This is a genomic window from Caballeronia sp. INML1, from assembly GCF_023631085.1.
Lineage (GTDB): Bacteria > Pseudomonadota > Gammaproteobacteria > Burkholderiales > Burkholderiaceae > Caballeronia > Caballeronia turbans.
On record NZ_JALQDT010000063.1, the window covers coordinates 1 to 26302 of the forward strand.

The 26302-nt window shown below is 62.9% G+C and carries 20 protein-coding genes; 13 read left to right on the forward strand and 7 right to left on the reverse strand.

The genetic code is table 11. The annotated features are described in order from the left end of the window. The coding region (locus NCR38_RS25215; RefSeq protein WP_250477758.1) for a hypothetical protein at window positions 1–243 on the forward strand (243 nt) is incomplete at its 5' end. 768 nt (window positions 244–1011) lie between these two features. On the opposite strand, the gene NCR38_RS25220 is transcribed toward NCR38_RS25215, so the two are convergent. The 3 genes from NCR38_RS25220 to NCR38_RS25230 all read right to left on the reverse strand — a co-directional run bounded on the left by NCR38_RS25220 (window position 1012) and on the right by NCR38_RS25230 (window position 5973). Beyond that, a complete protein-coding gene (locus NCR38_RS25220) occupies window positions 1012–3342 on the reverse strand; it encodes a cytochrome P450/oxidoreductase (RefSeq protein ID WP_061116131.1) in 2331 nt (776 codons plus the stop codon). A 73-nt stretch (window positions 3343–3415) separates the two neighbouring features. Further along, window positions 3416–4579, reverse strand: coding sequence for a dienelactone hydrolase family protein (locus NCR38_RS25225; protein ID WP_061116132.1), 1164 nt, complete (start codon window positions 4577–4579; stop codon window positions 3416–3418). 50 nt (window positions 4580–4629) lie between these two features. After that, window positions 4630–5973: an Nramp family divalent metal transporter gene (locus tag NCR38_RS25230; protein WP_061116133.1), complete on the reverse strand. Its 1344-nt coding sequence runs from the start codon at window positions 5971–5973 to the stop codon at window positions 4630–4632. A gap of 214 nt (window positions 5974–6187) precedes the next feature. On the opposite strand from NCR38_RS25230, the gene NCR38_RS25235 reads away from it, so the two are divergent. The 5 genes from NCR38_RS25235 (at window position 6188) to rpoD (ending at window position 14451) form a co-directional block, all read left to right on the forward strand. Continuing rightward, a complete protein-coding gene (locus tag NCR38_RS25235; protein ID WP_250477759.1) occupies window positions 6188–8182 on the forward strand; it encodes a phage integrase family protein in 1995 nt (664 codons plus the stop codon). Window positions 8183–8355: 173 nt separating this feature from the next. Beyond that, window positions 8356–9534: a ParA family protein gene (locus NCR38_RS25240; RefSeq protein WP_061116134.1), complete on the forward strand. Its 1179-nt coding sequence runs from the start codon at window positions 8356–8358 to the stop codon at window positions 9532–9534. Next, window positions 9535–10506, forward strand: a complete 972-nt coding sequence (locus tag NCR38_RS25245) for a ParB/RepB/Spo0J family partition protein (RefSeq protein ID WP_061116135.1) — start codon at window positions 9535–9537, stop codon at window positions 10504–10506. It begins immediately after the preceding gene. A 318-nt stretch (window positions 10507–10824) separates the two neighbouring features. Further along, window positions 10825–12147 carry a replication protein O gene (locus NCR38_RS25250; RefSeq protein WP_250477761.1) on the forward strand — a complete coding sequence of 441 codons (1323 nt, stop codon included), beginning with the start codon at window positions 10825–10827 and terminating at the stop codon, window positions 12145–12147. Between the two features lie 300 nt (window positions 12148–12447). Continuing rightward, entirely contained in the window at window positions 12448–14451 is a 2004-nt protein-coding gene (rpoD, locus tag NCR38_RS25255) for an RNA polymerase sigma factor RpoD (protein WP_061116137.1), read from the forward strand. 90 nt (window positions 14452–14541) lie between these two features. On the opposite strand, the gene NCR38_RS25260 is transcribed toward rpoD, so the two are convergent. From NCR38_RS25260 to NCR38_RS25270, 3 genes are all read right to left on the reverse strand, one after another. Next, a complete protein-coding gene (locus NCR38_RS25260; protein ID WP_061116491.1) occupies window positions 14542–14916 on the reverse strand; it encodes a hypothetical protein in 375 nt (124 codons plus the stop codon). Window positions 14917–15152: 236 nt separating this feature from the next. Beyond that, window positions 15153–16700, reverse strand: coding sequence for a methyl-accepting chemotaxis protein (locus NCR38_RS25265; RefSeq protein WP_061116138.1), 1548 nt, complete (start codon window positions 16698–16700; stop codon window positions 15153–15155). A 222-nt stretch (window positions 16701–16922) separates the two neighbouring features. After that, on the reverse strand, window positions 16923–17627 hold the full coding sequence (locus tag NCR38_RS25270) for a glutathione S-transferase N-terminal domain-containing protein (RefSeq protein WP_061116139.1): 705 nt from the start codon (window positions 17625–17627) through the stop codon (window positions 16923–16925). A gap of 378 nt (window positions 17628–18005) precedes the next feature. Here NCR38_RS25270 and NCR38_RS25275 point away from each other — a divergent pair, with 378 nt between their 5' ends. Beyond that, the gene (locus NCR38_RS25275; protein WP_061116492.1) at window positions 18006–18509 is read left to right on the forward strand and encodes a hypothetical protein; all 504 of its coding nucleotides are present in this window, start codon (window positions 18006–18008) and stop codon (window positions 18507–18509) included. A gap of 72 nt (window positions 18510–18581) precedes the next feature. Continuing rightward, entirely contained in the window at window positions 18582–19349 is a 768-nt protein-coding gene (locus NCR38_RS25280; RefSeq protein ID WP_061116140.1) for an SDR family oxidoreductase, read from the forward strand. A 5-nt stretch (window positions 19350–19354) separates the two neighbouring features. Here NCR38_RS25280 and NCR38_RS25285 read toward each other — a convergent pair whose 3' ends face one another. Further along, on the reverse strand, window positions 19355–19585 hold the full coding sequence (locus tag NCR38_RS25285; protein ID WP_250477762.1) for a hypothetical protein: 231 nt from the start codon (window positions 19583–19585) through the stop codon (window positions 19355–19357). A gap of 249 nt (window positions 19586–19834) precedes the next feature. Here NCR38_RS25285 and NCR38_RS25290 point away from each other — a divergent pair, with 249 nt between their 5' ends. The 5 genes from NCR38_RS25290 to NCR38_RS25310 all read left to right on the forward strand — a co-directional run bounded on the left by NCR38_RS25290 (window position 19835) and on the right by NCR38_RS25310 (window position 26246). Next, window positions 19835–21820, forward strand: a complete 1986-nt coding sequence (locus NCR38_RS25290; RefSeq protein ID WP_061116493.1) for a sigma-54-dependent Fis family transcriptional regulator — start codon at window positions 19835–19837, stop codon at window positions 21818–21820. A 188-nt stretch (window positions 21821–22008) separates the two neighbouring features. Continuing rightward, window positions 22009–23064, forward strand: coding sequence for an ATP-NAD kinase family protein (locus NCR38_RS25295; protein ID WP_250477763.1), 1056 nt, complete (start codon window positions 22009–22011; stop codon window positions 23062–23064). Window positions 23065–23088: 24 nt separating this feature from the next. Beyond that, a complete protein-coding gene (locus tag NCR38_RS25300) occupies window positions 23089–24087 on the forward strand; it encodes a thiamine pyrophosphate-dependent dehydrogenase E1 component subunit alpha (protein WP_061116143.1) in 999 nt (332 codons plus the stop codon). 18 nt (window positions 24088–24105) lie between these two features. Continuing rightward, window positions 24106–25122, forward strand: coding sequence for an alpha-ketoacid dehydrogenase subunit beta (locus NCR38_RS25305; protein ID WP_061116144.1), 1017 nt, complete (start codon window positions 24106–24108; stop codon window positions 25120–25122). Continuing rightward, entirely contained in the window at window positions 25122–26246 is a 1125-nt protein-coding gene (locus tag NCR38_RS25310) for an acetoin dehydrogenase dihydrolipoyllysine-residue acetyltransferase subunit (protein WP_061116145.1), read from the forward strand. The genes NCR38_RS25305 and NCR38_RS25310 overlap by 1 nt, the downstream gene beginning before the upstream one ends. Window positions 26247–26302: the final 56 nt, after the last annotated feature.

A 26302-nucleotide genomic window follows, 5' to 3' on the forward strand; every position in this document is an offset into this window, starting at 1 on the left:
CGCGATCTTCGCGAGCGAGCCGCCGAACTTGCCTACCGCCGTACGCGCGGCCGATACGATCACTACGTCAGTCATTTTCTATCCTCGTCAAACAGCGAAAACCTGGGCGAAATTCCCGTGCGCGATGACATTCACGCGACGCGGAAACGCGTCAGTACAAATGGACGGCTGAGTTCGATCGAACCCGGGCAGATTGATGCGCAGCGTCGCGTGCGGAGCCATGTCCGACCGACCGATGCATGAACGAGCGACTTTAGAGGCGTCGCGCCGCCTACGGGATGACCTCGTCCGTAAGACGAGGTTTGCTCCGCAGAAAAAATCCCGAACGGGACGCGGCAAACGTGCAGCCAATTGCTGGTCCCATTTAAATGGGCCTTTAATAAAATCTCTCAGGTTAAGCACCGGCCTTCTCTTTCGCCATGCCGCAGTAAATCGCGCAAACGTGATTCACCGGCGCAAAGTTCTGCGCAGTCGTGCGGCAGGGCATATGGAAGTTATTCGGTCTTGGGCGCTTGTGCGACGCACCAAATTAGTAACAATTCTAAACGCAAAATATGCGTAAAAAATTTCATATTAGTAGGTGAAAACCCTGAATCAGGTAAAAAGACCCGCGCGCGATCTGCGGTGAGTTGTCGCAACGGTCGAACGCACGCTCATTAATCATCATATATGACGACGAAAATTGCGCAGGTCATATGATCATTTCGCGTATGCGCTTAAATGCTTCAAACCTCCGTGCGGCCGGTGTCCCAGCATATCGCCCTTGCAAGTGGCTTTGTCCTGGACCTGAGCGTACTGATGCAACCGTTATTCTTTATATGCGAATTAACCACTGCGTATAACCAATCCATCTTTATCAGGAACAAACACCTTCATCTAACGCTGATATATGACCGCGTGATGAAAATATGGGCAGTTAATTGATTGCGAAATTCCGCGACATAATGCCACTTGGCAGCGAACTCACTGACTTCGAGCAGACAGCCAAATCCGCCCGAAGTCCCGCAACGGTCAAAGCGCTAAAACGAGCTTTCCGCTCTTCGCGCGCGAGCAGCACGCCATCATCCGATCGTTCGATTGCCTTTCGCCTTTCGTCAGCACCACGTCGCGGTGATCTATTTCGCCACCGAGCACGCGCACTTCACACGATCCGCACAAACCTTCTTCGCAATCGCTCTGCACATCGACATTCGCGCGTCTGAGCGTGGTGAGCAGCGTCTGATCGGCCGGCACGGTCAGCACGAGACCCGAATCCTTCAATTCGACCTCGAACGCGCACTCGTTCCGGGGATCGAGCGTGCCCAGCTTCGATTCGAAATGCTCGATTCTGAGCGCGTCTTCGGGCCAGGACGCGCTCGCTTCGCCGAGCGCATCGAGCATGCGCGCCGGGCCGCATGCGTAGACGCGCGTGCCCTCGTCCACCGCGAGCGACGCAAAATCGTTGCGCGTGCCTTCTTCCGAGACGTACTCGTGAAGTCGTTCGCCGTGCAGCGCGCGCATCTCGTCGAGCAACGCCATCGATGTGCGCGAGCGTCCGCTGTAATGCACCTCGTAGTCGAGGCCAAGCATGCGTGCGCGCCGCGCCATCGCGCTGATCGGCGTGATGCCGATGCCGCCCGCGATCAGCACGAGCTTTTTCGCGCGCTCGTCGAGACGGAAATGATTGCGCGGCCCGCGGATGCGCCATTGCGCGCCGCACTTCACGTTGTCGTGAACCCACGCCGAGCCGCCGCGGCTTTCCGTCTCGCGCAACACGGCGATTTCGAATGCGCCGGCATCGTCGGGATCCCCGCACAGCGAATACTGGCGCGACAGTCCGCTCTCGCCGCAAACGACGTCGATATGCGAGCCCGCCGTCCAGCGCGGCAGAGCGCGCCCGTCCGCCGATACGAGCCGCACGCGCACGATTCGATCCGCGCACGCCTGAACTGAATCGACGATCACGGTGCGGCTCAGCGCATGCGACGACGGCTCGCCGATTCGCACGACCGCGCGCGGCTCGCGCACGGCCGGATCCGCGCGCTCGGGATTCATCGCCGGATCCCATTCGACGTAAAGATGCTCCGGCCCGCGAAACGATGTGTTCGGCACATACGTAAAGCGCTGCTCGGCGAGCCGCATGTGCGGCAGGCGGCGCGTGAGCTCGTCGAGGAAAATCTGCATCTCCATGCGCGCGAGGTTCTTGCCCATGCACTGATGCGCGCCGTAGCCGAAGGTCAACTGATCGCTGGCGTTTTCGCGGCGGATGTCGAAGAGATCGGCATCGGCGAACTGATGTTGATCGTGATTCGCCGACGACGTGACGATCAAAAGCTTCGAGCCCGCCGGAATGTCGATGCCGCCGATCTTCACGTCTTTCGTCGCGAGCCGCCGCCACGCCGCGACCGAGCCGTTATGGCGCAGGCACTCTTCGACCGCGTTCGGAATCAGGCTCGGGTCTTCGCAGATGTCGCGCCATGCCCGCGGATGTTGCAGCAGGAGCTTCAACGCATTCGCGGTGGCGTTCGCCGTCGTCTCGTGCGCGGCGACGATGCCCGCCATCATCATCGAATGCAGATACGAGTCGGTCACGACATCGGGCAGTTCCTTTTGCTTGCGAATGCCATATTGCATCCAGCCAGGACCGGACGGGTCTTCGCGCATCTTGTCGAGCACCTTGCCCGCGTATTGCCAGAACTTGCCGACGGCGTGCGCGACCTCGACCTGCTCTTCGGGCTTCGGCCGTCCCCAGGTGTTGACCGTGTGCGCGATCGAGTAGCGGCGCAGCGTGTCCATGTCCTCCTCGGGCACGCCGAGAAAATGCAGCGCGACGGTGAGCGGCACTTCCCACAACATCTGGTCGACGAGATCGGCGCGTCCGTCGTCGATGAAGCGGTCGACGTATTCGCGTGCGAGCGCGCGCACCATCGGTTCATGATGCGCAAGCGCTTCGGGCGTGAACGGGTCCATCAATGCACGACGGCGCGGCATGTGCGCGGGCTCGTCTTCGTTGACGAGCGTCCGGTTGAGCGCGAAGCCGTACGACGCGAGGACCGCGTTCGCTTCGGGGCCGGTCGGCGTGATCTTCTCCAGCGCGATCGACGGACTGAACGTGAGGTTGTCGCGAAAGATCGCCTTGATGTCGTCATAGCGCGTGACGACCCAGTAGCCGAGCTTCGGGCTGAAGAACACCGGCTCCTGTTCGCGTGCCCAGCGCACGTATTCGGGCGGGTCTTGCTGATATCCGTCGCCGAAGGGATCGAACTCGGCCGCGCGCGCGCTCACGGGGCAGCCGTTCGGCGCGCGCGATTCGTCATGAAAGGGACATTGCGGCGCGGCCTGCCCGCTTGCCACATCGGTCATGCTCGTCTCCAGAGGTTCTTTTAGTGTGGCCATGGTAATGCAACGGTCGCCCGCGCTTCCAGCGCGAGCAGCTTCAGATGGGCTTGCCTTCGCTCGATGACCAGTTCGGCATCAACTCGTTGCTCGCCAGGGTTTCGTCGATGAGCTTCTTCGCGGCCTGCCGTCCCACGATGGGCAGTCCGTCCGGATCGAGCACGCCGATCTGCACCAGGACCGACGCCTGATCCCAGTAGATATGCTCGTTGTAGAGCTTATCGCCGCGAAAGCGGATCACGGCGAGCATCGGCACTTCGAAGTACTGTCCCGTCGGCGCGAGCCCGGGCAGCAGCCAGTCGATTTCGCGGTCGTGGGTCGCGCAAAACACGAACTCGTCGACGACGCGATCCGCGCCGATCGTGCGCGACACCGGAATCAGCTTCGTATCCGCCGGGTTCGAATCGACGAAGTGATACTTGTAGAAGCGCTTCAACTGATCGTGACCAACGCCGCCCGTCATCGTCGGCACATGGTTCACGTAGGGTTGCGCGACCATCGTCGGCATGACGGCGTCGACGTCGCGCGTGCCGAATTCGAAGTAGCAGTGCTGTTCCCACAAGTGATTCAGATCGAAGAACGGGCCGAGCGCCTTGCGCAGCATCGAGAGCGTGCGCGAGTAAGCCATCAGCGCGGCAGGCTTGTCGTAATGCCGGTTGCCGGGAACGATGAAGCCCGCCGACGCGCCCGGATAGGCGTATCGCTCGATGTGCGGCTTGCCCGCGAGCGCCGCCTCGACTTCGCGCGGATCGTGCGTGCCGTGTTCGGGAAAGTGGAAGACCATCGGGCAGCGGATCGTCGGGACATCGGCGAGGCAGGCGGCGAAATCGTCGGCGTAGTAGCAGGCGGCGCAATCGACGTCGGCCTGCGCGGCGATGCGCGTCGCGAACCGCCCGCCGCGTCCGAAACCGACCACGCCGACCTTGCCCGCATGCTGCGGCAACGCACGAAGGCCATCGACTAGCGCCGCGAAGTTTTCCGCCGCGATGCCGCCGGGCCTCGGATCGTGCTCGGGAAGTTGCGGCGCGAGCACGACGTAACCTTCTTCCGCGTATAGATCGGCCGTGTGCCTGACGAAATCGTCGAGGCCGTCCGCGTCGTGAAGCAGCACGATGCCCGGCCCCGAACCCTTCGCGGGCTGCGTCACGTAGGCGGGAATGACCGTGCCGTCGCGAAGGGTGATGTCGATGAACGCGCCGCTCATTGTCCGTGTCTCCTTATATGTAGCAGTATTTTTTTGCGCGCGAAGCGCGGTTACGACAGCAGCGTGTCGGCGAGCAGCTTGATGTTGAGCACGACGATCACGCCCGCGACCAGCCACGCCAGCCCACTCGTCCAGCGCGACACGGCGAAGACGCCCATCTTGCGGCGGTCGGACACGAAGCGCACCAGCGGGATCACGGCGAACGGCAGTTGCATCGACAGAATCACCTGGCTCAGCACCAGCAACTGGCCCGTGCCCTTTTCGCCATAGATCGCCGTGACGACGATCACGGGAACGATGGCGATGCCGCGCGTGATGAGACGCCGCGCCCAGTTCGGGATGCGCAAGCGCAAAAAGCCTTCCATCACGATCTGGCCGGCGAGCGTCGCGGTGACGGTCGAGTTGAGTCCCGATGCGAGCAACGCGACCGCGAAGAGCGTCGATGCGATGCTCATGCCCAAGAGCGGCGACAGCAAGCGGAACGCGTCGCCGATTTCCGCGACCTCGTCGTGACCGCTCGCATGGAACACGGCGGCGGCGACGATCAGGATCGCAGCGTTGATGAAAAGTGCGAGCGTCAGCGCGATGGTGCTGTCGATGGTCGCCCAACGAATTGCGGCGCGCCGGGCCGGGACCGATTTGCCGTACGCGCGCGTCTGCACGATCGACGAATGCAGGTACAGGTTGTGGGGCATGACCGTCGCGCCGAGTATGCCGATCGCCACATAAAGCATTTCGCGATCGGCGACGATACGCGGCGAAGGGATGAAACCGCGCAGGACATCGGCGAACGGCGGCGCGGCGGCGGCGATCTGCAACGCGAAGCAGCTCGCGATCACGACGAGCAGCGCAATGACGAACGCTTCCAGCAGGCGAAAGCCTTTGTTGATCAGCAGCAAGAGAAGAAAGGCGTCGAGCGCGGTCAGGAGCGCGCCCGCGATCAGCGGGATACCGAAGAGCAGTTGTAGCGCGATGGCGGTGCCGATCACCTCGGCCAGATCGCATGCGACGATCGCCGCTTCGCACGCGAGCCACAGCGTGACATTCACCGGCTTCGAATAGTGATCGCGGCACGCTTGCGCGAGATCGCGTCCGGTCGCAATACCCAGTCGGACCGCGAGCGCCTGCAGCAGAATGGCCATCAGGTTCGACAGCAGAATGACGGTGAGGAGCGTGTAGCCGAAGCGCGAGCCACCGGTGATGTCGGTCGCCCAGTTGCCCGGGTCCATGTACCCGACGGAAATCATGTACCCCGGGCCGGCGAAGGCGAGGAAGCGGCGGATCCATCTTCCGCCGACCGGCACATGAACTGACGCGTACACCTCCGGCAGGCTCGGGCGGAACGCGTCGTCCTGCTCGGGCGGTTTAGAGGTGGGGCGTACAGGATCAAGCATCGGCTCGTCTCTCCCGCGGATACCCGCTTTGGATGTCCTGAAAATATGCGCCGCGCCCGATGAACATTCAAGCACGCGCGTCTGGTGGCACATCCGGTCGTTCGGTGAAAGCATTTTGATGCTGATAATTCGACTTATCAGATGTAGCGATTTCCCTTGTCAAATTCGAAGACGGTTGATAACCTCGCGCCAACTCACTGAAAAGAAAGCATAAATGGCGAGCGAAACAGCACGCTCCGGGAAACGCCTGGCGCGCAACGCGATGGATTCCACGGCCGGTAGCGTGCGCCTGCGCGCACCGAACCGGCTCACACGCCAGCACTTCGCGCTTTATCGTGGTTATCTCGACGGCGTGTCGGAGGCGCAGTTGCACGCATCGTATGGCGATGCCAGTACTGACGTCCGCACGACGCGACGCCTGATCGACGCCCTGCGCGACACGCTCTCGGTCCTTGCCCGTCGCGCGCGCGACACGGAAGCCGCGCATTTGCTGCGGCTTCGTCCGGGCAGCATTCCGTTGTTCGAGCCCGAGCCCGCCGCTGCCGCCCCCGCGCTGGAGGACTTCCGCGAAAGGACCGACCCGGATGGCGTCTACAGCGAGTCGGAGTTGCTGGCGCTCTACGAGGAAGCCTATCCGCCGGACGCCTCCCCTGCCCTGGACCGGCGGGCCGCGCGTAATGCGCGGCTGCGGCGCCGGCAGGCAGATGCGCTCGCGCGCATGGAGGCGTCCCTGGCGCAGGATCCGCGTCCGGATCATCCCGTCGAAGGCTGGTTCGAGCCCGCAATCACCGCGCGGCTCACGGCCGCAGGGCTCATCACAATCGCCGATGTCATCGAACTGATCGAACGGCGACGGCATCGCTGGTACACGGCCGTGCCGCGGCTTGGCCCGAAGGGCGCACAACGCGTGGTCGACTGGCTCCAGCTTCACGGTCAGGCGCTTCGGCACACGCTTTCGCCGGTTGCGCTCGTGCCGCGCCGGCAATGGCAAGCGACCGGCGCTGTTCCGGCGCATCCTCCGCAGACCGGCGAACACGGCGAAATCGTAGTTGCGCCGATCGAGGCGCTGCGCGTTCCGGCGGCGCTCGACGGGTCGAAAGGTTCGAATCGGGCAGGCCCCGGCGCGCCATTCGGCACCGATCTCCGCGCGATTTTCGCCTGGCTCGACGCCCGATCGGGCAGCGCGCACACGCGGCGTGCTTATCGGCGGGAAGCGGAGCGCTTGCTGCTGTGGGCTCTGGTGGAAAAGGGCAAGCCGCTGTCGTCGCTCGACAGCGGCGACTGCGCCGAATACATCAACGCGTTTCTGGCTGATCCGCAACCGGCGGCCCGCTGGGTCGCCGCGCACCGAGGCGAACGATGCTTCGCCGGTTGGCGGCCGTTCGCTGGTCCGCTGTCCGACCGCAGCCGGGAGACGGCTCGTTCGATCGTGAACGCGATGTGCGAATGGCTCGTCGGCGAAGGTTATCTGGCGGTCAATCCATTCGCGGGATTTGCGCGTGTCGCGACGCCGCCCGTGTTCGAATCTGCCACGCGTTCGCTCGATGTGGCGCAGTGGAAATGCGTGCTGCAGTCGGTCGAGCGCGACGAATATTCTTTTTCGGAGCATCGCGACAGATTGGCGCTGCTCCTCGCCTACGCGACCGGACTGCGTCGCGCCGAACTTGCAGCCGCAACCACCGACGCGCTCAGCGTCGGACGCCTGGCAGGCGTGGCAGGCGCGGTCTGGCGTCTGTCCGTCGATCCGGGCCGCGGCGCGCCGCGCACCGTACTTTTGCCGCCCATCGTCGTCGAGATATTGAGGGAAAATCTCGCCATGCGCGGCTTGCAGGATCCGCTGGATCCGCTGGATTGCGCCGAGGGGACGCCGATCATCGCTCAGGCGCGTGGCGGACAACCGCTCACCCCCGATGGCATCGGGAAGATATTCAAAAGCATCTTTTCGAACGCCGCTGCGTTCATGGAATCGCACGCGCCCGGCAGTGGCCGGCACTTGAAGCGCGCCAGCACGCACTGGTTGCGTCACACGCACTCGACGCATGCGCTCGGTCATGGCGCGGAGTTAGGCGAAATCAGCGCCGGGCTCGGCCACGCCGACCTCTCTACCACCTCGCTTTATCTCAGAAACGAAAATATCGGCCGGTTTGTCGGCGTCGAAAAGCTGATCCGCAGCGCTTCGATCGTCCCAAGATCTTCAGAGCCATCCTAATTTCGCGTTTACACGGGCGGGCAGCGTTGTAAAAATGCCCGGTGCGGTCGCTCAAGTACTTCAGAGTTTACTTGAGGTTTACCGGTTCGCCGTTTATTCTTCGGTTTGCAGCTTGTTTTCCACCAACTGAAGAATTATTTGCTTACTCAGGCCCGCCAGTGACTGCGAACTCCATGCTAAGCGCTCGGCTTCCCGAAGTCGATCAATCCGTTTCGATCGAAACGCTCTTGGGAGTGGCGGCCCAAGCCACTGACATCCTCAATCAAATCCGCGATGCGATGTTGGAGCCGTACCCGCGCAAAAGCGCGCCGACATTCACGAGCGCGCAAGTCGCATCTCTGTGCGGCGTCGACAAGCAGCGGTTCCAGTATTTGACCACCAAGGGCGATCTGCCCGCAGGGACGTCCAAAGGCGCGGGTCGCAGCAAGGAATTCTCGCTCGAAGAAGCCCTGACCTGGATCCGGGCGACAAAGGAACGCACGCGGCGGCCCGAGCACAAGCGCGGGCGAATCGTAACCGTCGCAAACTTCAAAGGCGGGGTCGCCAAGACGACGACCGCGGTCTCCGCCGCGCAAGCCCTCACGTTGCTCGGGCGCAGGGTGCTCGTCATCGACTGCGATCCGCAGGGGACGACGACGCAGTTGTGCGGATGGGCGCCCGACGCTGAAATCTCCGACGATCAGACCCTTCTTCCGCTCATCTACGGTGATCGGGAGACGCTGCACTATGCCGTACAGGAAACGTACTGGCACAACCTGGATTTGATCCCGGCTTCGTCCTCGCTGTTCGACGCCGAATTCGAGATTCCGGCCAAGGTGCTGAACGACAGCACGTTCGAATTCTGGGAAATTCTCCGCAAGGGCCTGATGCCGCTCGCGAACGAGTACGACGCGATCGTCATCGACACGCCTCCGGCGCTCAGCTATCTGACCATCAACGCGTTGCTCGCATCCGACGCGATCTTGCTGCCCTGCCCGCCCGAGGCGCTCGACTTCGCCAGCTCGACGCAGTTCTGGCATCTCTTCGCCGACATTGCGAAAAAGCTGCCGGGCGTGCTCGAACAGAAACGGTTCGACTTCGTCAACGTGATCATGACCAAAGCAAAGTCGGACGACGTCTCGCGGGTGGTGCGGGGATGGCTGCAGAAGGCCTACGGCGATCGCGTGCTGCCCTTCGAGATTCCGGAATCGACCGTGCCGAAGGGCGCCTCGGCGCAATTGTCGACGGTCTACGATCTGTCAAAACCGGACGGCAGCACAGCCGCATACAACCGATTCAAAGAGCCGCTCGACCGACTCGCCGAGCATCTCGACGCGCAGTTCGTACGCGCGTGGAATCAGACGGAGGATTAAATGGGCATCGGGGACAGACTCCTCGCCAAGACAGCGAATATCGGCAGCAAGCCGACGGACGCGGCGCAGTCGCGTCCGGTCAACACAGAGGCGCGTACGTCTCCTGGCCGATTGATGGACGCGCAGCATCGCATCAATACGGCGCAGGCACGAATCAAAGAACTCGAATCGCAACTCGAGGAAGGTGCCGCGCTCGAAGTGCCGCTAGATGCGCTTGTTGAGGTGAAGGGGCGGCGTCGCAAGCTGACGGCTGAGCAGTTTCAGGAATTGAAGGGCAACCTCGCCCGGCACCCGCTCGCCACGCCAATCTTGGTGCGCGCGTTGTCCGAAGGTCGGTTTGAAATCGTCGCGGGCCATAACCGCGTCGCCGCATATAGAGAACTCGGACGCTCGACGATCCGCGCGAATGTCGCATCGATCGAGGAAGGCGAGATCGAATTTGCGGCGTTCTTTTCGAATCTGCTGTCGCCGTCGCTGACGGACTTCGAGAAGTACTGGAATTTCAAGCGATTGCAGGAACTGAGTGGCTTGTCACGCACCGAGATCTCAGAGAGCGCGGGATTGAGCAAGAGCCACGTCACGCGAATCTTTTCGTTCGATGCACTGCCGGAAGCGGCCAAGCTGGCACTCGCTGAGAAGCCCGAGCGGTTGGGGAGCAATGCGGCGCAGAAACTTGCAGCACTGACCGAGGCGGGCAAGTCAGAAAAGGTCGTGGAAGCGATTCGTCGCTTGATTGACGACGAGAACTTCACTCAGGACAAAGCCGTTGCGCTGGCTGCGGAAAAACCGCGGGTCGCCGCTCCAAGCGCAACCGTCGTTCGCTCGGGCCGGAGGAAAGTTTGTGAGGTTTCCACGAGAAACGGCGTGGTCGGCGTTCGCTTCTTCGAGAAGGACGCGACCGACGCTGAGCAGTGGGGGCAACGAATCGCCGATTTCATCAACAGAACGTTGAGCGAGACGGAGCAGGACTGATGCTCTACTAGGTTTTCTCTTTAAATCAATGACTTAGCGAATCAAACGAAGTCAGAACTGATTGAGCCTAGTAGAACTTCCTTAGAAATCAAGGACTTGACGTATCAGCAACCACGAGGCTGCTATGTAACGAACAGGAAGTAAAAAGACAAAAGCCTTCGGCGCCAACCGAAGGCTTTTGAATATCGGGCTTAACTGCATATCGCCCGTTCCGCTTCCCGACGCCAATCGGGTCACGAGTACACACCTCGAAGTTTAGCGGAACGCGATCGGCAGTCAAGCGTTTGCCCTCCATTTTTCGAAATGGACGTACTTGACATGCATATCGCGCAACTTTCCGTTGCAGGCGAGGATGTTTCTCGCCCTCAAAACTTCACATCGCCACCTGCTGAAGCGGATCGACTCGCTCTCGATGAATACGCTTGTGATCGATCCAACCTCCCTTGGGTGATCTTTCGCGCCGCGCACCGGGCAACCCATACAGCAGCATTGCCCGCTCGTGCGCGTGCCTTGCTCGCGGCGTTGGCCCGCACAGTCGATGCGTCCCGCCCCTACGCCCCCATTTTCGCCCGGCGCGAACTGCTCACGGGACGTGCTCAGCAATCCATGCGCACGTTTTATCGCAGCATGGACGATCTCGAAAGCACCGGCTTCATCACTCGGCCGCCACAGACCCGATACGGCGCGGCTGGCCTGTTCGGTCGCGCCTACATTCATCTGACGCCGAAAGCTGCCGCTTTGCTCGGCCTCGCGGAGCCAGCAATCGAAGCCGAGAATCCGTCCGCCCCGAGTAAGGAGCAGACGGACAAGACCGCACTCGCCTCTTCTTTCGGGCCACCGTCTGTCACCGTGGCAGACGGTGCTATATATAAGGATCTAATCCCTACTACTCAAAAGAGACAATCAGGACGCCTTCCTGCGGACCTCGACCGCCTGTTGGCGCTGGGATTTCGTGAATTCCTGATTTTTAAACTCATGCGCGAGGCAAAGATTCACGGCAAGCTTCTGTCCGACGTCGTTGAAGCCAGTTGGCAACATCTGCGCCGCGCCACGCATCCGATCAGCTACCTAAGGACCCTTCTGCGTGCTCCGGTGGATTTCGCCTACCGCGCACGGAGCCAGCGAAATGCACAAGCCAACGAGCAAGCCCGGCGCACGCGCTCTGAAGAAGTCGACACGGCCATTGCAGGTCTCGCAGGCCAGTCTTTTGTAAGCCGTGACAGCCTGCGACGCTATCGCATCTCCGCGGACGCGCGCTCGGTCATCATTCATCATCGAGAAGAGACCCAGCCGCGCGTGCATGCCGGCGCGTGGGCGCATGACTTCATCACGGCGTTCGAGGCAGGGCATATCGTGCCCATCGACCTTGATGCGCCAAGCGACGCCGAAGCGGCACTTGCTCAACGTTCCGCGGGACATCGGTCAGGACGCAGCACTCGATCCGAGGCCAACCTCGACGATCTCAAAGCGTTTCTACGCTTGAAGAGCGCCGCCGCCGCCCCATCTACGAAACCGAAGGAGCCGATGAAGCCGTCGAGTCAAAGCCGGTCGAGTTCGCTCCCTTTGGATTCGCTTTTAGAGACGATATCGCGCGTAGCATCATCGGCGAAGTTTCGCAATCTGCCCGTATTGGAGTCATGAGCAATCTGGCGGGGTCAGAGTCAACCGACCTTAGGTCAGACGAATGTCGCGTAACGAGCGTGCAGCGAAACTTTTTCAAATAAACTGCTGCGTCGCAGCAAATGCTGATATACTCTAAGGTTGCGCCTGAATGGGCGATTGGAAAACGCAAGTGCCGCGTCTGGATGCGGTTTGCGTGCTTTGCTCGATGCGATTTTCAGCAAGCCGTCCGTGGTCGAAGCTGTCATCGAAATCATCGCGAGCCGTTACGCTCGCTCCCGGGGATCTGTCGTCGCCGAGCAAACCTGTCGAGGAGAAAGTATGGCAAGTTTTGATCGGGAAGATTCGGAGCTGGATATCGTCGCGCCGGCGCGCAAGGCACCCGGCCGGCGGGCGAACAAAGGGAAGGGCCAGGCCGGCACGATACAGCCCGATGTCGCGATGACCGCTGAGCAAAATGAAGAGCGGCAGCGCCAGATGCGCGCGCTCATCCAGTTGGGCAAGGAACGCGGATACCTCACGCACGCTGAGATCAACGACCACCTGCCGGACAACTTCGCTGAGACGGCTGCGATGGAAACCATCGTCAGCACGTTCCACGACATGGGTGTCGCGGTCTACGAACAGGCGCCGGATGCCGAAACGCTGCTTCTGAGCGATAGCGCCCCGAGCGTGGTCACCGACGAGCAATCGGACGAAGAAGCGGAAAACGCGTTGTCCACGGTCGACTCCGAATTCGGCCGCACGACCGATCCGGTTCGCATGTACATGCGCGAAATGGGCGCGACCGAGCTGCTCACGCGTGCCGGCGAAATCGCCATCGCGAAGCGAATCGAAGACGGCCTGCACGAGATGATCCAGGCGATCGCGGCGTGCCCGTCGACCGTCGCGACCATTCTCGCGGATGCGGCGCAAGTCGAATCGGGTGAGCTGAAGATCGACGATCTCGTCGACGGCCTGAAGGAAGAGGACACGGCAGACGAAGATATTTCGGCGTCCGATACGAACGACTCCACGGACATCGATACGGATACCGACGAATCCGACAGCGACGACGAGGACGATGACGATCTCGACGGCGGCGATGCCGGTGCATCGAACGAAGCGCGCCTGAAGCAACTGAAGGCCGACTGTCTCGAGATCTTTGCGCGCGTGCGCGAGTTGGCCGAACAAGCGAGCAATCCTAAGGGTTCGGGCGCGGTCGCGGCGAAAGCTGTAGAAAAAGCGCGTGCCGAGATCCAGCGCGAGCTCGGTTCGATCCGCTTTACCGCGAAAACCATCGACCGCCTGTGTGTCAATGTTCAGCAGCAAGTGGCGCAGGTGCGTGATATCGAACGTCGCGTGCTGCAGATCGCGGTGGATCGTTGCGGCATGCCGCGCGAGAAGTTTGTCGAATCATTCGTCGGTCACGAGACCGATCTCGAATGGACGTCGCGCGCGGCCGCGGGCTCGAAGCAATACGGCGCGTCGCTCGAGCGCAGCTTGCCGGCGATTCAGGCCGAGCAGCAAAAGCTCATCGACATCGAAGGCACGGTCGAGATGCCGCTCAAGCAGCTGAAGCAGATCAACCGTCAGATGACGGCAGCCGAGCTCAAGATGCGTCAAGCCAAGCGCGAGATGATCGAAGCGAACTTGCGTCTCGTCATTTCGATCGCGAAGAAGTACGTGAATCGCGGCATGCAGTTCCTGGATCTGATCCAGGAGGGCAACATCGGTCTGATGAAGGCAGTGGACAAGTTCGAATATCGCCGCGGCTGGAAGTTTTCGACGTACGCCACGTGGTGGGTTCGCCAGGCCGTGACGCGTTCGCTCGCCGATCAGGCGCGCACCATTCGCGTGCCGGTTCACATGATCGAAACGATCAACAAGCTGAACCGCATCTCGCGCGAAATCCTGCAACAGACGGGACAGGAAGCGCATCCGTCCGTGCTCGCCGAGCGTATGGAAATGCCGGAAGAGAAGATCCGCGGCATTCTCAAGATCGCGAAGCAGCCGGTGTCGCTGGAAACGCCGGTCGGTGAAGATGCCGATGCGACCCTGGGCGACATGATCGAAGACCAGGGCGCCGCTTCTCCGGCGGATGCTGCCGTGCACGCGAACATGCGCGCTGCGATCGACGACGCGCTCAACGCGCTGTCGCCGCGCGAGGCAAAGGTGTTGCGTATGCGCTTCGGCATCGACACGGCTTCGGACTATACGCTCGAAGAACTGGGCAAGCAGTTCGACGTGACGCGCGAGCGTATTCGTCAGATCGAAAGCAAGGCGATGCGCAAGCTCATGCATCCGAGCCGCGCCGACAAGCTGCGTCCGTTCCTGGATCGCTGATCTTCCGAGCCGTCCGCACTACGTTCGGATGAACTCGATAGCGCGTGCCGCCCAATCAGGCGGTACGCGCTTTTTTATTTCCGAACAGAATCAACCGCGCGCAGTGCCCTTTGGCAGCTTCGACGCGGCACACGCCTGGAGCGCGGCGATCGCCTTGTTTGCGAGTGACAGCGTTTCCTCGCAGGCGAGACGGTCGCGGAAGATCGAGCATCCGCCGCCCGCGTTGACTCGCGCGACGGCGCTGCGCACCTTGTCCAGCGCGGATTGCGGCGAGCCCGTGTCCCGGATGATCGAGGCGACGTCGAACGCGCTGCCGGCGTCGGTTTCGACGTAGCTCGGGCATTGCGTTTGCGCGTGAGCCGCGACGCAGATCATGCCGATTGCGGCGATGGCAGGAAATCGCCGCGATCGAGCGGAGCGGAACGAATACGCACGAGCGGAATGAGAGCAGAAGAGGGTATCCATGAGCGTCACCACCGTCAGATATCGCATCGAAGGACGTGCACGTTCGGCGAATTTACCTCGGCTGGAAACGACCAACGCTTGTCCACAGTTTGGCTGGACAAGCATGTGGATATCCTGAGCATCGCCGGATCAACCTCCTGATGCGTAACGCATTTCAGCCGGCGAACGAAATTCGCGCTTCTTCGTCTCCCATTCTGAACCGGTTAAAAAAATCATGTCGATCGCGAATAAATCCGCTAGACCTGGAACGCCCGCACAGTCTGCCTGAGCTCGCGCGCCTGTGCATCGAGCGATAACGCCGATGTCGACGCTTCGTTCACGAGCGCGGCGTTCTTCTGCATCAGCCGATCCATCTGCGATACCGCGTCATTCACTTCGTCGATGCCGCTGCTTTGCTCGCGCGATGCCGTGGCGATTGCTTCGACCAGCGCGGACACGCCGTCGACGGAATCGAGCAAATCGGCGAGCGTCGCGCCTGCGCGCATGACCGTCGCGCCGCTCGATTCGACGTGAGCGTTTACCTCCCGCGTCAGTTGCGAAATCTCCTTCGCCGCAGTCGACGAACGCCGCGCGAGCGCACGCACTTCCTCCGCCACGACCGCGAAACCGCGCCCCAGCGATCCGGCGCGCGCCGCTTCCACTGCGGCATTCAGCGCGAGCAAATTGGTCTGGAATGCAATGGATTCGATGACGCTCGTGATGTGCCCGATTTGCGCCGACCGTGAGGACAGATCGGTCATGCGCGCGATTGCATCGGCGACGGCGCGCTCGCCGTCCTTTGCGCGCGCCGACGCTTCCTTCGCGAGTTCGCGTGCGCGGTTCGCGTGTTCGGCGTTCGTGCGCACGGTCGCCGCGATCTGCTCCATGCTCGCCGACGTCTGCTGCAAGCTCGCCGCATGCTCTTCCGTGCGCGCCGACAGCGCGTGATTGCCCTCGGTGATGTCCGCAGTTGCGATGCCGATGGTGTCCGTCGAGCGCTTGATGTCGCCGACCATCGACGCGAGTTGGCTGCGCATCAGGCTCATCGCGTGCATCAGGCTTTGCGTGTCGCCCGGCGCGACGGGCACGTCCGTCAGCAAATCGCCCTTCGACACCCGCCGGGCGACGCTCGCCGCAAGCTCCGGCTCGCCGCCGAGTTGACGCACGAGCGTGCGCGCCATCGAAAGGCACAGCCCGCCGACGAGCGCCACGCCAATAGCGATGCACGCGCCGACCGTCCACTGCACGAGGCGACTCACGCGCTGCGCGTCGTCGTATTCCTGCTGCGCGGCGGTGAGCTGAAACGCGCGCAGCTCGGTGCTTTCCTTCTTGACGCGCGCGGCCTGCGGTTCGATCTGCTGCGTCACGATCCACTGCGCTTCGGACAAATTGTTCGCGGCGAGCAGGTCGGTCGTCGGACGAAATCCCTTGTCGCGCAACGTCGCCCAGTCGCTGGCGAGCCGTTTTGCGCGCGGCGCCTCGGTTGCATCGAGCGGATAGCGCAGATAGCGGCCGAGCAGGGCATCGACGTTCGCAATGCGCTGCTGCGTCGACGCGACCACGGCTTGCGTTTTCTGCGCCGATGGATCGAGCACCGCGTCGCTGATCGCGAACTGGCTTTGCGTGATGATCTCGTCGATGGTCGAGATGGTTTGCAGCGCCTGCGCGCGGCCTTCGTAGACGTGACGCAGCGCGGCATTGCCTTGCTGGACGCCGAATAATCCGACGCCGCCGACGGTGACGAGCACGGCCGCGACCGCGCTCGTGACGATCGCGAGGCGCGCCTTGACGGTGAGCTTTGACATGTTCTTCGGTAGACGAGAGAGGTGCGCGGGGAAGTCCGGAGGCCTTGAGCGCGGCATAACGCGCCGCGATCGGCCAATCATCAGACATTTTCGGAGAGCGCAATCTACCGGTCGTGCAAGACGTTCATGTGACAACCGTCTCCTGCGCGCGCCGCATACGTTTGCGTGCGCGTTACCAACAAAGGGGCGGATGCCCGCGCGCCCGGCGCGGGCACGCGATGATCAATCGCGCTTCGGAATCTCCAGCCCGCGCTTCACGGCAGGTCGCGCCAGAAATGCTTCAAGCACACGCTCGACGTTCTTGAACTCATGAAAATCGACGAGTTCGCGCGCCTCATAAAAGCCGATCAGATTACGCACCCACGGGAACATCGAAATATCGGCGATGCTGTATTCGTCGCCCATGATCCAGTCGCGGCCGTCGAGCCGCTTGTCGAGCACCGCGAGCAGCCGCTTCGATTCCGCGACGTAACGCGCACGCGGCCGCTTGTCCTCGTATTCCTTCCCTGCAAACTTATGGAAGAAGCCGACTTGCCCGAACATCGGGCCGATGCCGCCCATCTGGAACATCAGCCATTGCAGCGTCTCATAACGTTTCGCCAGGTCGTCGGGCATCAACTGGCCGCTCTTCGCCGCGAGATAGATGAGAATCGCGCCGGATTCGAACAACGGCATGGGTTCGCCGTTCGGCCCGTTCGGGTCGATGATTGCGGGAATCTTGTTGTTCGGATTGAGCGATATAAATTCCTCCGACATCTGATCGTTCTTGTCGAAGCGCACGAGATGCGGCTCGTAGGGCAGGCCGGTTTCCTCCAGCATGATCGAGACTTTCACGCCGTTGGGCGTCGGCAGCGAGTAGAGCTGGATGCGCTCCGGGTGCTGAGCGGGCCATTTGCGGGTGATGGGAAAATCGGAGAGTGCGGTCATGTAACGTCCTCAAAAGTCGAACCGCGAATATAACCATTTCGCCGATTTCCGTGTTCCGCACCGCGGCTGTGCGGCGTGTCATCGGGCGGACGCATCGAAAGACAAAGATTGAGGGATCTCGTACAGACGCGGCCTGTCGAAGCGCAGAGTCTGTGTGTACCTCCACTACACGCTTGTAGAAATCGCTGCCGGACGAGCACGAGGATTGCGCGAAGCGCCCGGGTCAAGAAGCCAGCCAACAAAGAAGAAACCAAGCCCTTGCGGGAACACTACAGCGTGTGCGCGAAGTGCGGGCCGATTTGCTGGCTCGCTTATTGCATCGATGCGGATGCCCGAGCATCAATGTCGGAACTTTACGAACCGTTGGTTACCGCTGCCATGAAAACCGCTCCTCTCGCAACGCTCACCGCATTCGCTGCCGTGGTCGGGGGACTGCTGCCCAGCCTGTGCGATGCGACGCCTCTCGAAAGCCAGCTCGACTGCAAATCCAGTGCGCACAGGTTCATCGCGCCGCTTGTCGCCAACAAGTCCATCGATGCGCGCCCCATGCGCGTCGAAGCGAATTCCGTGAATGCATTCAAGCCGACGCAGGGCAGCGAGCTCACCGCATACGGCTTTCGCGTCTACGCCGTGCTGGGCTACGAGCAGGGCGACGACATGTTCAAGCGCGGCAGCGGCCAGCCGATCAACGACTCCGCATACGGCGTCGTGGTGCTCGCCGCGGCGGAGACGGTCGAGGCGAAAGTGCGCGAATCGGGCAGCACGGCCGTCGTGAAACAGGTCGTGCCGATGCTGATGACCGCCGTTTTTTGCGACGGCAGCGGCGTGCATAACACGACGACAGCGGGCCCGGTCACGACGGAAGCATCGCGCAATCGCTGATTCATCGCGATAATGTTCTCCCGATTTCGGCGCGCGCATGTGTCGCGCGCATAACAACAGGAGAACGCCAACATGTCCGACGCAGCCAACCAGTCTCAACGAATCGCCATCGTCACCGGAGCGGGTAGCGGCATCGGGCGCGCGGCCGCGCTCGCGCTGCTCGGCGACGGCTGGTCGGTCGTGCTGGCGGGAAGGCGTCCCGCGCCGCTCGATGCGGTGATCGGCGAATCGAACGCCGGCGCCCGCGCGCTCGCCGTACCCACCGACGTCTCCGATCCGCAATCGGTCGAAAAGCTCTTCAAGGCGGCGGTCGAGCACTTCGGCCGCGTCGATCTGTTGTTCAACAACGCCGGCGTGACGAATCCGCCCGGACCGTTCGAGGACTGGACGCCGGAGCAATGGCGCAATGTCGTGGACATCAATCTGAACGGCATGTTCTTTTGCCTGCAGCAGGCGTTCCGCACGATGAAGGCGCAAATGCCAATGGGCGGCCGCATCATCAACAACGGCTCCATTTCCGCGAGCGCGCCGCGCCCGAACTCGGCGGCCTACACGGCGACGAAGCACGCGGTGCAGGGCCTCACGAAAACCGCATCGCTCGACGGCCGCAAGTACGACATCGCGGTCGGACAGATCGACGTCGGCAACGCATACACCGAGCTGTCCGAGCGCATGTCGCGCGGCGTGCCGCAGGCGAACGGCGAGATCGCCGTCGAGCCGATGATGGACGTGAAGATCGTCGGCCAGTCGGTGCTGTACATGGCGAATCTGCCGCTCGAAGCCAACGTGCTGTTTCACACCGTGATGGCGACCAAGATGCCGTTCGTCGGCCGCGGTTAAGTCGTCTACGCAGTCCGATACCAGACGCGAATGCCCGAGTACCAGCGGCTCACGCTGGTATCGTCGCCGGCGCCGAACGTCGAGAGACTCTCGACGTTCAGCACGTCGATTCCGTTCTCCGCGATCCACCTGTTCGCGCGCTCGACGAGCGCCGCGCCGTTCTCATACACGTTGCCCTTGATGATGTGATGCTGCACGATCTGTCGCTCGAAGTCTTCATAGGCGATCTTTGCCATCCGTCGTCTCCTGTCTTTTCGTTTTGATGCGCCGGGTTATCAGCATGCGTTTATGTTGCAGCGCAGCGCTATCGCCGCATGACGCCTTCTGCCGATTCGAGCATCATATGGCCTGACACACGCTCGTGCGAATCGGTTTCTCCCGCGTTTGCACCAGCGAAGAATGAAAGCATTCCGGGAGGCGATCAAAACGAAAGCGCGCTGCCAGGCGCCGATAAATGCCTCACTCAAGGAGACAAGGAGAGCGCGATGGACATGCGGCAACGCGAGCACATCGAGGCAGTCGTCGCAGCGACGACGTGGGCGGAACAGGTCGTGTCCGCCCCCGCGCTGGTGCGCACGCACGAGAACATCATTCAGTCTTCGTGGCGGCGTTGCGTGCATCAGTACGGGCTCGATCCGTCGCGCATGCAGGAAGCGCGCATCCTGCCGCAGACGCGCCTGCGCGAACATCAGCAGCGCATCGACGATTTCGCGCGCATCGCGCGTCACGGTCTCGAGACGCTTTACGAGCAGGTCGCGGGCATGGGCTACGTCGTGCTCCTGACCGATGCGCTCGGCGTGACGGTCGATTACATCGGCGACTCGAACACCGATTTCGCTCTGCGCCGCGCGGGCCTCTATCTCGGCGCGGAATGGAGCGAAGCCGGCGCGGGCACGTGCGCGGTGGGCACCGCGCTCACGACGGGCCAGGCGCTCACCGTGCATCAGGTCGATCATTTCGACGCGACGCACATCCCGCTGACATGCACCGCCGCGCCGCTCTACGATTCGCGCGGGGCGCTTGCCGCAATCCTCGATATCTCCGCGCTCACGTCGCCGCAAGCGCGCGACAGCCAGAATCTCGCGCTGCAACTCGTGCGCATCTACGCGGGGCATATCGAGAACGCGAACTTCCTGCGCACGCACCGGCAGGACTGGATCCTGAAGCTGAACACGGCGCCCGAATTCGTCGATGTCGATCCCGAATATCTGATCGCGCTCGATGCGAGCGGGCGCATCGTCGGACACAATCGCCGCGCCCACGCGATGCTCGCAGCCGAGATTGGCCGGCCGATCGCGCCCGGAGAAGCGGCGGCGTCGCTGATCGGCATGCCGTTCGATACGCTCTTCGATACGCGCATCGAAGAGCTCGGCCGCTTCGTGTATTCGCGGCCGAGCGAGCTGCGCGCGGTGCCGCTCGCGAAATCGGGCGCGCTGCTCTACCTGAGCGTGATGCCGCCTGCGCCGTGCTTTACGCCGGCCGCGCACGCGACTGCACGGCGCAACATCGACGTGCCCGCGCCGCTGGCCGCGCTGAGCGGCGGCGACCCCGCGCTCACGCGACAGCTGGAACGCGCCGCGAAGCTCGTCGATTCGCCGATCAATCTGCTCATCAACGGCGAAACCGGCAGCGGGAAGGAGTTCTTCGCGAAGGCGCTGCATCGCGCGAGCGCGCGTCGCGCGGGGCCGTTCGTCGCAGTGAATTGCGCGGCGATTCCGGAGACGCTCATCGAGAGCGAGCTGTTCGGGCATCTTCCGAACAGCTTCTCCGGCGCGGGCGCGAAGGGCAAGCGCGGGCTCATCCAGGAAGCGGACGGCGGCACGCTCTTTCTCGACGAAATCGGCGACATGCCGCGCGACCTGCAATCGCGTCTGCTGCGCGTGCTGGCCGAAGGCGAAGTGCTCGCGATCGGCGCGTCGCGGCCCGTATCGGTCGATGTGCGCGTCATTTCCGCGACGCATCATTCGCTCGACGCGCTCATGCAGGACGGGCGTTTCCGTGAAGACCTGTACTACCGCCTGAACGGGGCGCGCTTCACGCTGCCGCCGCTGCGCGAGCGAAGCGATCTCGACTGGCTCGTCGACAAATTCCTCGAAGGCGCGGTCACGCTGTCGCCCGCGGCGCGCGAGCGCCTGCACCGGCATGCATGGCCGGGGAATCTGCGCGAGCTCTGCAACGTGCTGCGTTATGCGCGCGCGGTGTGCTCGGATGGTCTGATCGACGTGGAAGACCTGCCGGAAGGATTCGCGGGCGCGGCCGCGCCGGTCGAGCCGCCGCCGCGCGTCATCGAGGACTTCGACCCGCATCGGCTGCCGCCGGAAGGCATGCTGCTGATGCAGTATCTGCGCGCCGCGAGCTGGAACCTGAGCGCGGTCGCGCGGCAGATCGGCGTGAGCCGCATGACGCTGTATCGGCGCATGGCGCGCTACGGCATCCGCTCGCCGAATCAGCGCGACGCGAACGGGCACTGAGCCGATACGCCTGTACCCCCGTCGATACACCTGCCGCTGTGACACCTGTCACGGCGGCGCTCCGTACGCCCTCTGAAACGCCCGTTTTTCGCGGGTAATCCCTCGCTTTTTCACGCCTGAAAACGCCTGTCCGATTGGCATGGCGCTTGCCTTTATCCGCCGCACAAAACACAAAGCGGAGACAAGGCATGCGTGAGAGCGCAACGCCGCTCGTCGGCATCATCGCCAATCCTGTTTCGGCGCGCGACATCCGGCGCGTCATCGCGAACGCGAACAGCCTGCAACTCGCGGATCGCGTGAATATCGTCTTGCGGCTGCTCTCGTCGCTTGCGTCGTGCGGCGTCGCACGCGTGCTGATGATGCCCGACCGCGAAGGCCTGAAGGTCATGCTCGAGCGCCATCTCGCGCGCAAGCACGGCCCGGATGCATCGCTCGCCAAGGTCGAATTTCTCGGCATGCCCGTGACCGCGCGTGTCGACGACACCTTTCGCGCCGCACGCACGATGCGCGAGGCCGGCGTCGATGCGCTCATCGTGCTCGGTGGCGACGGCACGCATCGCGCCGTCGTGCGCGAGTGCGGACAAGTGCCGATCGCGGGGCTTTCGACGGGCACGAACAACGCGTATCCGGAAATGCGCGAGCCGACCATCTCGGGACTCGCGGCCGGGCTGTATGCGACGGGCCGCGTTCCATCGAGCGAAGCGCTCGCGTCGAACAAGCGGCTCGACATCGAGATACGCGATTCGAAAGGCGGCGTGCGCCGCGATATCGCGCTCGTGGATGCTGTCATCTCGCACGAGCATTTCATCGGCGCGCGGGCGCTGTGGAAGATCGACACGCTCGCCGCCGTCTACGTCTCTTACGCCGATCCGCAGGCGATCGGCATGTCGGCGATCGCGGGTCTGCTCGAACCGCTCGGGCGGCACGATCCGGGCGGCGTCGCCATCGAACTCGCGGCGCCGGGTCAGGGCGAGTTCGATCTGCACGCGCCGATCGCGCCGGGTCTCATCGAAGCCGTGCCGATCGCGAACTGGACGCGCCTGGCCGACGGTGTGCCGCATCGCGTGAAGCAGCGCTCGGGCATCGTCGCGCTGGACGGCGAACGCGAACTCGCCTTCGGCCCCGGCGACGAAGTGACCGTCACGCTCCGGGAAAACGCCTTTCGCAGCATCGATGTCGCCGCGTGCATGCGTTACGCGGCGGCATCCGGGCTGATGCGTCAGCTCAAAAGCAATACCCGCTAGACCACCCCAACGAAGGAGACAGACATGACAGCGTCGCAACAGCACGCGGGCGGCTTGCCGCTCTCTAAGGAAGAACTGCTGGGCGCGTATCGCAAGATGCGCACGATTCGCGATTTCGAGGAACGCCTGCACGTCGATTTCGGACGCGGCGACATTCCCGGTTTCGTGCACCTGTACGCGGGCGAGGAAGCGGCGGGCGTCGGCATCATGACCCATCTGAACGACGGCGACCGCATTGCGAGCACGCACCGCGGACACGGGCACTGCATCGCGAAAGGCGTCGATCCGGTCGCGATGATGAAGGAGATCTACGGCAAGAAGGGCGGTTCATGCAACGGCAAGGGCGGCTCGATGCATATCGCCGATTTGTCGAAAGGGATGATGGGCGCCAACGGCATCCTCGGCGCGGGCGCGCCCTTGATCTGCGGCGCGGCGCTCGCGGCGAAGTTTCGCGGCAAGGGAGAAGTGGGCATCACCTTCGCCGGCGACGGTGCGTCCAACCAGGGCACGTTTCTCGAAAGCCTGAACCTCGCGGCCGTGTGGAATCTGCCGGTGATCTTCGTGATCGAGAACAACGGCTATGCGGAGTCCACGGCGCGCGATTACGGCACGGCGGTCGACAGTTATGTGGATCGTGCGGCGGGCTTCGGCATTCCGGGCGTGACCGTCGACGGAACGGATTTCTTCGCGGTGTACGAGGCGGCGGGCGAAGTGATCAAGCGCGCGCGCGAAGGCGGCGGGCCGGCGCTGCTCGAGTGCAAGATGATCCGTTTCTACGGCCACTTCGAAGGTGATGCGCAGACCTATCGCGCGCCGGGCGAGCTCGACGATATCCGCTCGAACAAGGATTGCCTGAAGAAGTTCGCGGCCGCCGTCACGCAGGCCGATGTGATTTCCCCCGGAGAACTCGACGCGATCGACAAGGAAGTCGCCGCGCTGATCGACCGGGCGGTGCAGGAAGCGAAGGACGCGCCGTTGCCGACCGCCGCCGATCTGCTCACCGATGTCTACGTCAAATACTGAATCCTGGAGACGACAATCATGGCCCGCAAACTGAGCATGAAGATGGCGATCAACGAAGCCATCGATCAGGAAATGACGCGCGATCCGAGCGTCATCGTATTGGGTGAGGACATCGTCGGCGGCGCAGGCGCGGACGGCGAGAAAGACGCGTGGGGCGGGGTGCTCGGCGTGACGAAGGGGCTTTACGCGAAGCACGGCGACAGACTGCTCGATACGCCGCTGTCGGAATCCGCGTATGTCGGCGCGGCGATCGGCGCGGCGGCGTGCGGCATGCGCCCGGTCGCGGAGCTGATGTTCATCGACTTCATGGGCGTGTGCTTCGACCAGATCTTCAATCAGGCCGCCAAGTTCCGCTACATGTTCGGCGGCAAGGCGGAAACGCCCGTCGTGATTCGCGCGATGGTCGGCGCGGGCTTTCGCGCGGCGGCTCAGCATAGCCAGATGCTGACGTCCCTGTTCACGCACATTCCGGGCTTGAAAGTCGTCTGCCCGAGCACGCCGTACGACACCAAGGGCCTGTTGATCCAGGCAATTCGCGACAACGATCCCGTCATCTTCTGCGAGCACAAGAACCTCTACGGTTTCGAAGGCGAAGTGCCCGAGAACTCGTACGCGATTCCGTTCGGCGAGGCGAACGTCGTGCGCGACGGCAAGGACGTTTCCATCGTCACGTATGGACTGATGGTGCATCGCGCGCTGGAAGCGGCCTCGACGCTCGCGAAGGAAGGCATCGAAGCGGAAGTCGTCGATCTGCGCACGCTGTCGCCGCTCGATATCGACACGGTGCTGGAGACGGTCGAGAACACGGGGCGGCTCGTCGTCGTCGATGAAGCGAATCCGCGCTGCAACATCGCCACCGATATTTCCGCGCAGGTCGCGCAGCAGGCGTTCGGCGCGCTGAAGGCCGGCATCCAGATGGTCTGCGCGCCGCATACGCCGGTGCCGTTCTCGCCGACGCTCGAAGATTTGTACATTCCGAGCGCCGCGCAGATCGCCGACGCCGCACGAAAAACCATGAAGGGAGGAAAGCACTGATGTCCGCAATCACACCGATCGTGATGCCCAAATGGGGCTTGTCGATGAAGGAAGGCACGGTCAACGAGTGGCTCGTGGAGGAGGGCACGGAAATCACCGTCGGCATGCCGATTCTCGATGTCGAAACCGACAAGATCGCCAATGCCGTCGAAGCGCCCGACGCCGGCTTGCTGCGGCGCAAAGTGGCGGAGGCAGGCGATACGCTGCCCGTGAAGGCGCTGCTCGGCGTGCTCGCGGCGCCGGATGTGAGCGACGCCGATATCGACGCGTATGTGTCGTCGTACGTGACGCCCGCCGAAGACGAGGAAGAGGGCGAAGAAGCCGCGGCGTATCACTTCGTCGATGTCGACGGCATTCGCGTGCGCTACGCATCGCGCGGCGGCGACGACGCGAGCCGGCCCGCGGTGCTGTTCATTCACGGCTTCGGCGGCGATCTCGACAACTGGCTCTTCAATCTCGACGCGCTCGCGGAGAAGAATCGCGTGTTCGCGCTCGATCTGCCGGGGCACGGGCAATCGACGCCGAAAGTGCCGGGAACGTCGTTGGCGGATCTCGCGGGCTTCGTCGGGAAGTTCATGGACGCGGTGTCGATCGACCGCGCGCATCTCGTCGGACACTCGATGGGCGGCGGGATCGCGGCGCAGATGGCCGTCGACCAGCCGGCGCGTGTGCAATCGGTGTCGCTCATTTCACCTGCCGGTTTCGGCGATGAAGTGAACAACGCGTACACCGAAGGCTTCGTGACGGCGGAATCGCGCCGCGAGCTGAAGCCGGTCGTGGAGTTGCTGTTCGCGAACCCCGAGCTGGTGAGCCGCCAGATGCTCGACGATCTGCTGAAGTACAAGCGGCTCGATGGCGTCAGCGAGGCGCTGACATCGCTCAACGGCGGGCTGTTCGCGGGCGGCAGGCAGAGCGCGCAGCCGGGCGGCAAGCTGGCCGCGACGGGCAAGCCGGTGCTCGTGATCTGGGGCGAAAAGGACCAGATCATCCCGGCCGCGCACGCGAAGCAGGCGCCGGAAGGCGCAACCGTGCGCATCTTCGACGATGCCGGCCATATGAGCCAGATGGAGAAGGCGAACGAAGTCAATGCGTTGCTGAAGGAGCACGTGGCGAAGGGCGGCTGATCCGCCACGAGCCGCGCGCGCCCCGCCGGCGAAGGCCGCCGACGGGGCGCGCTCGT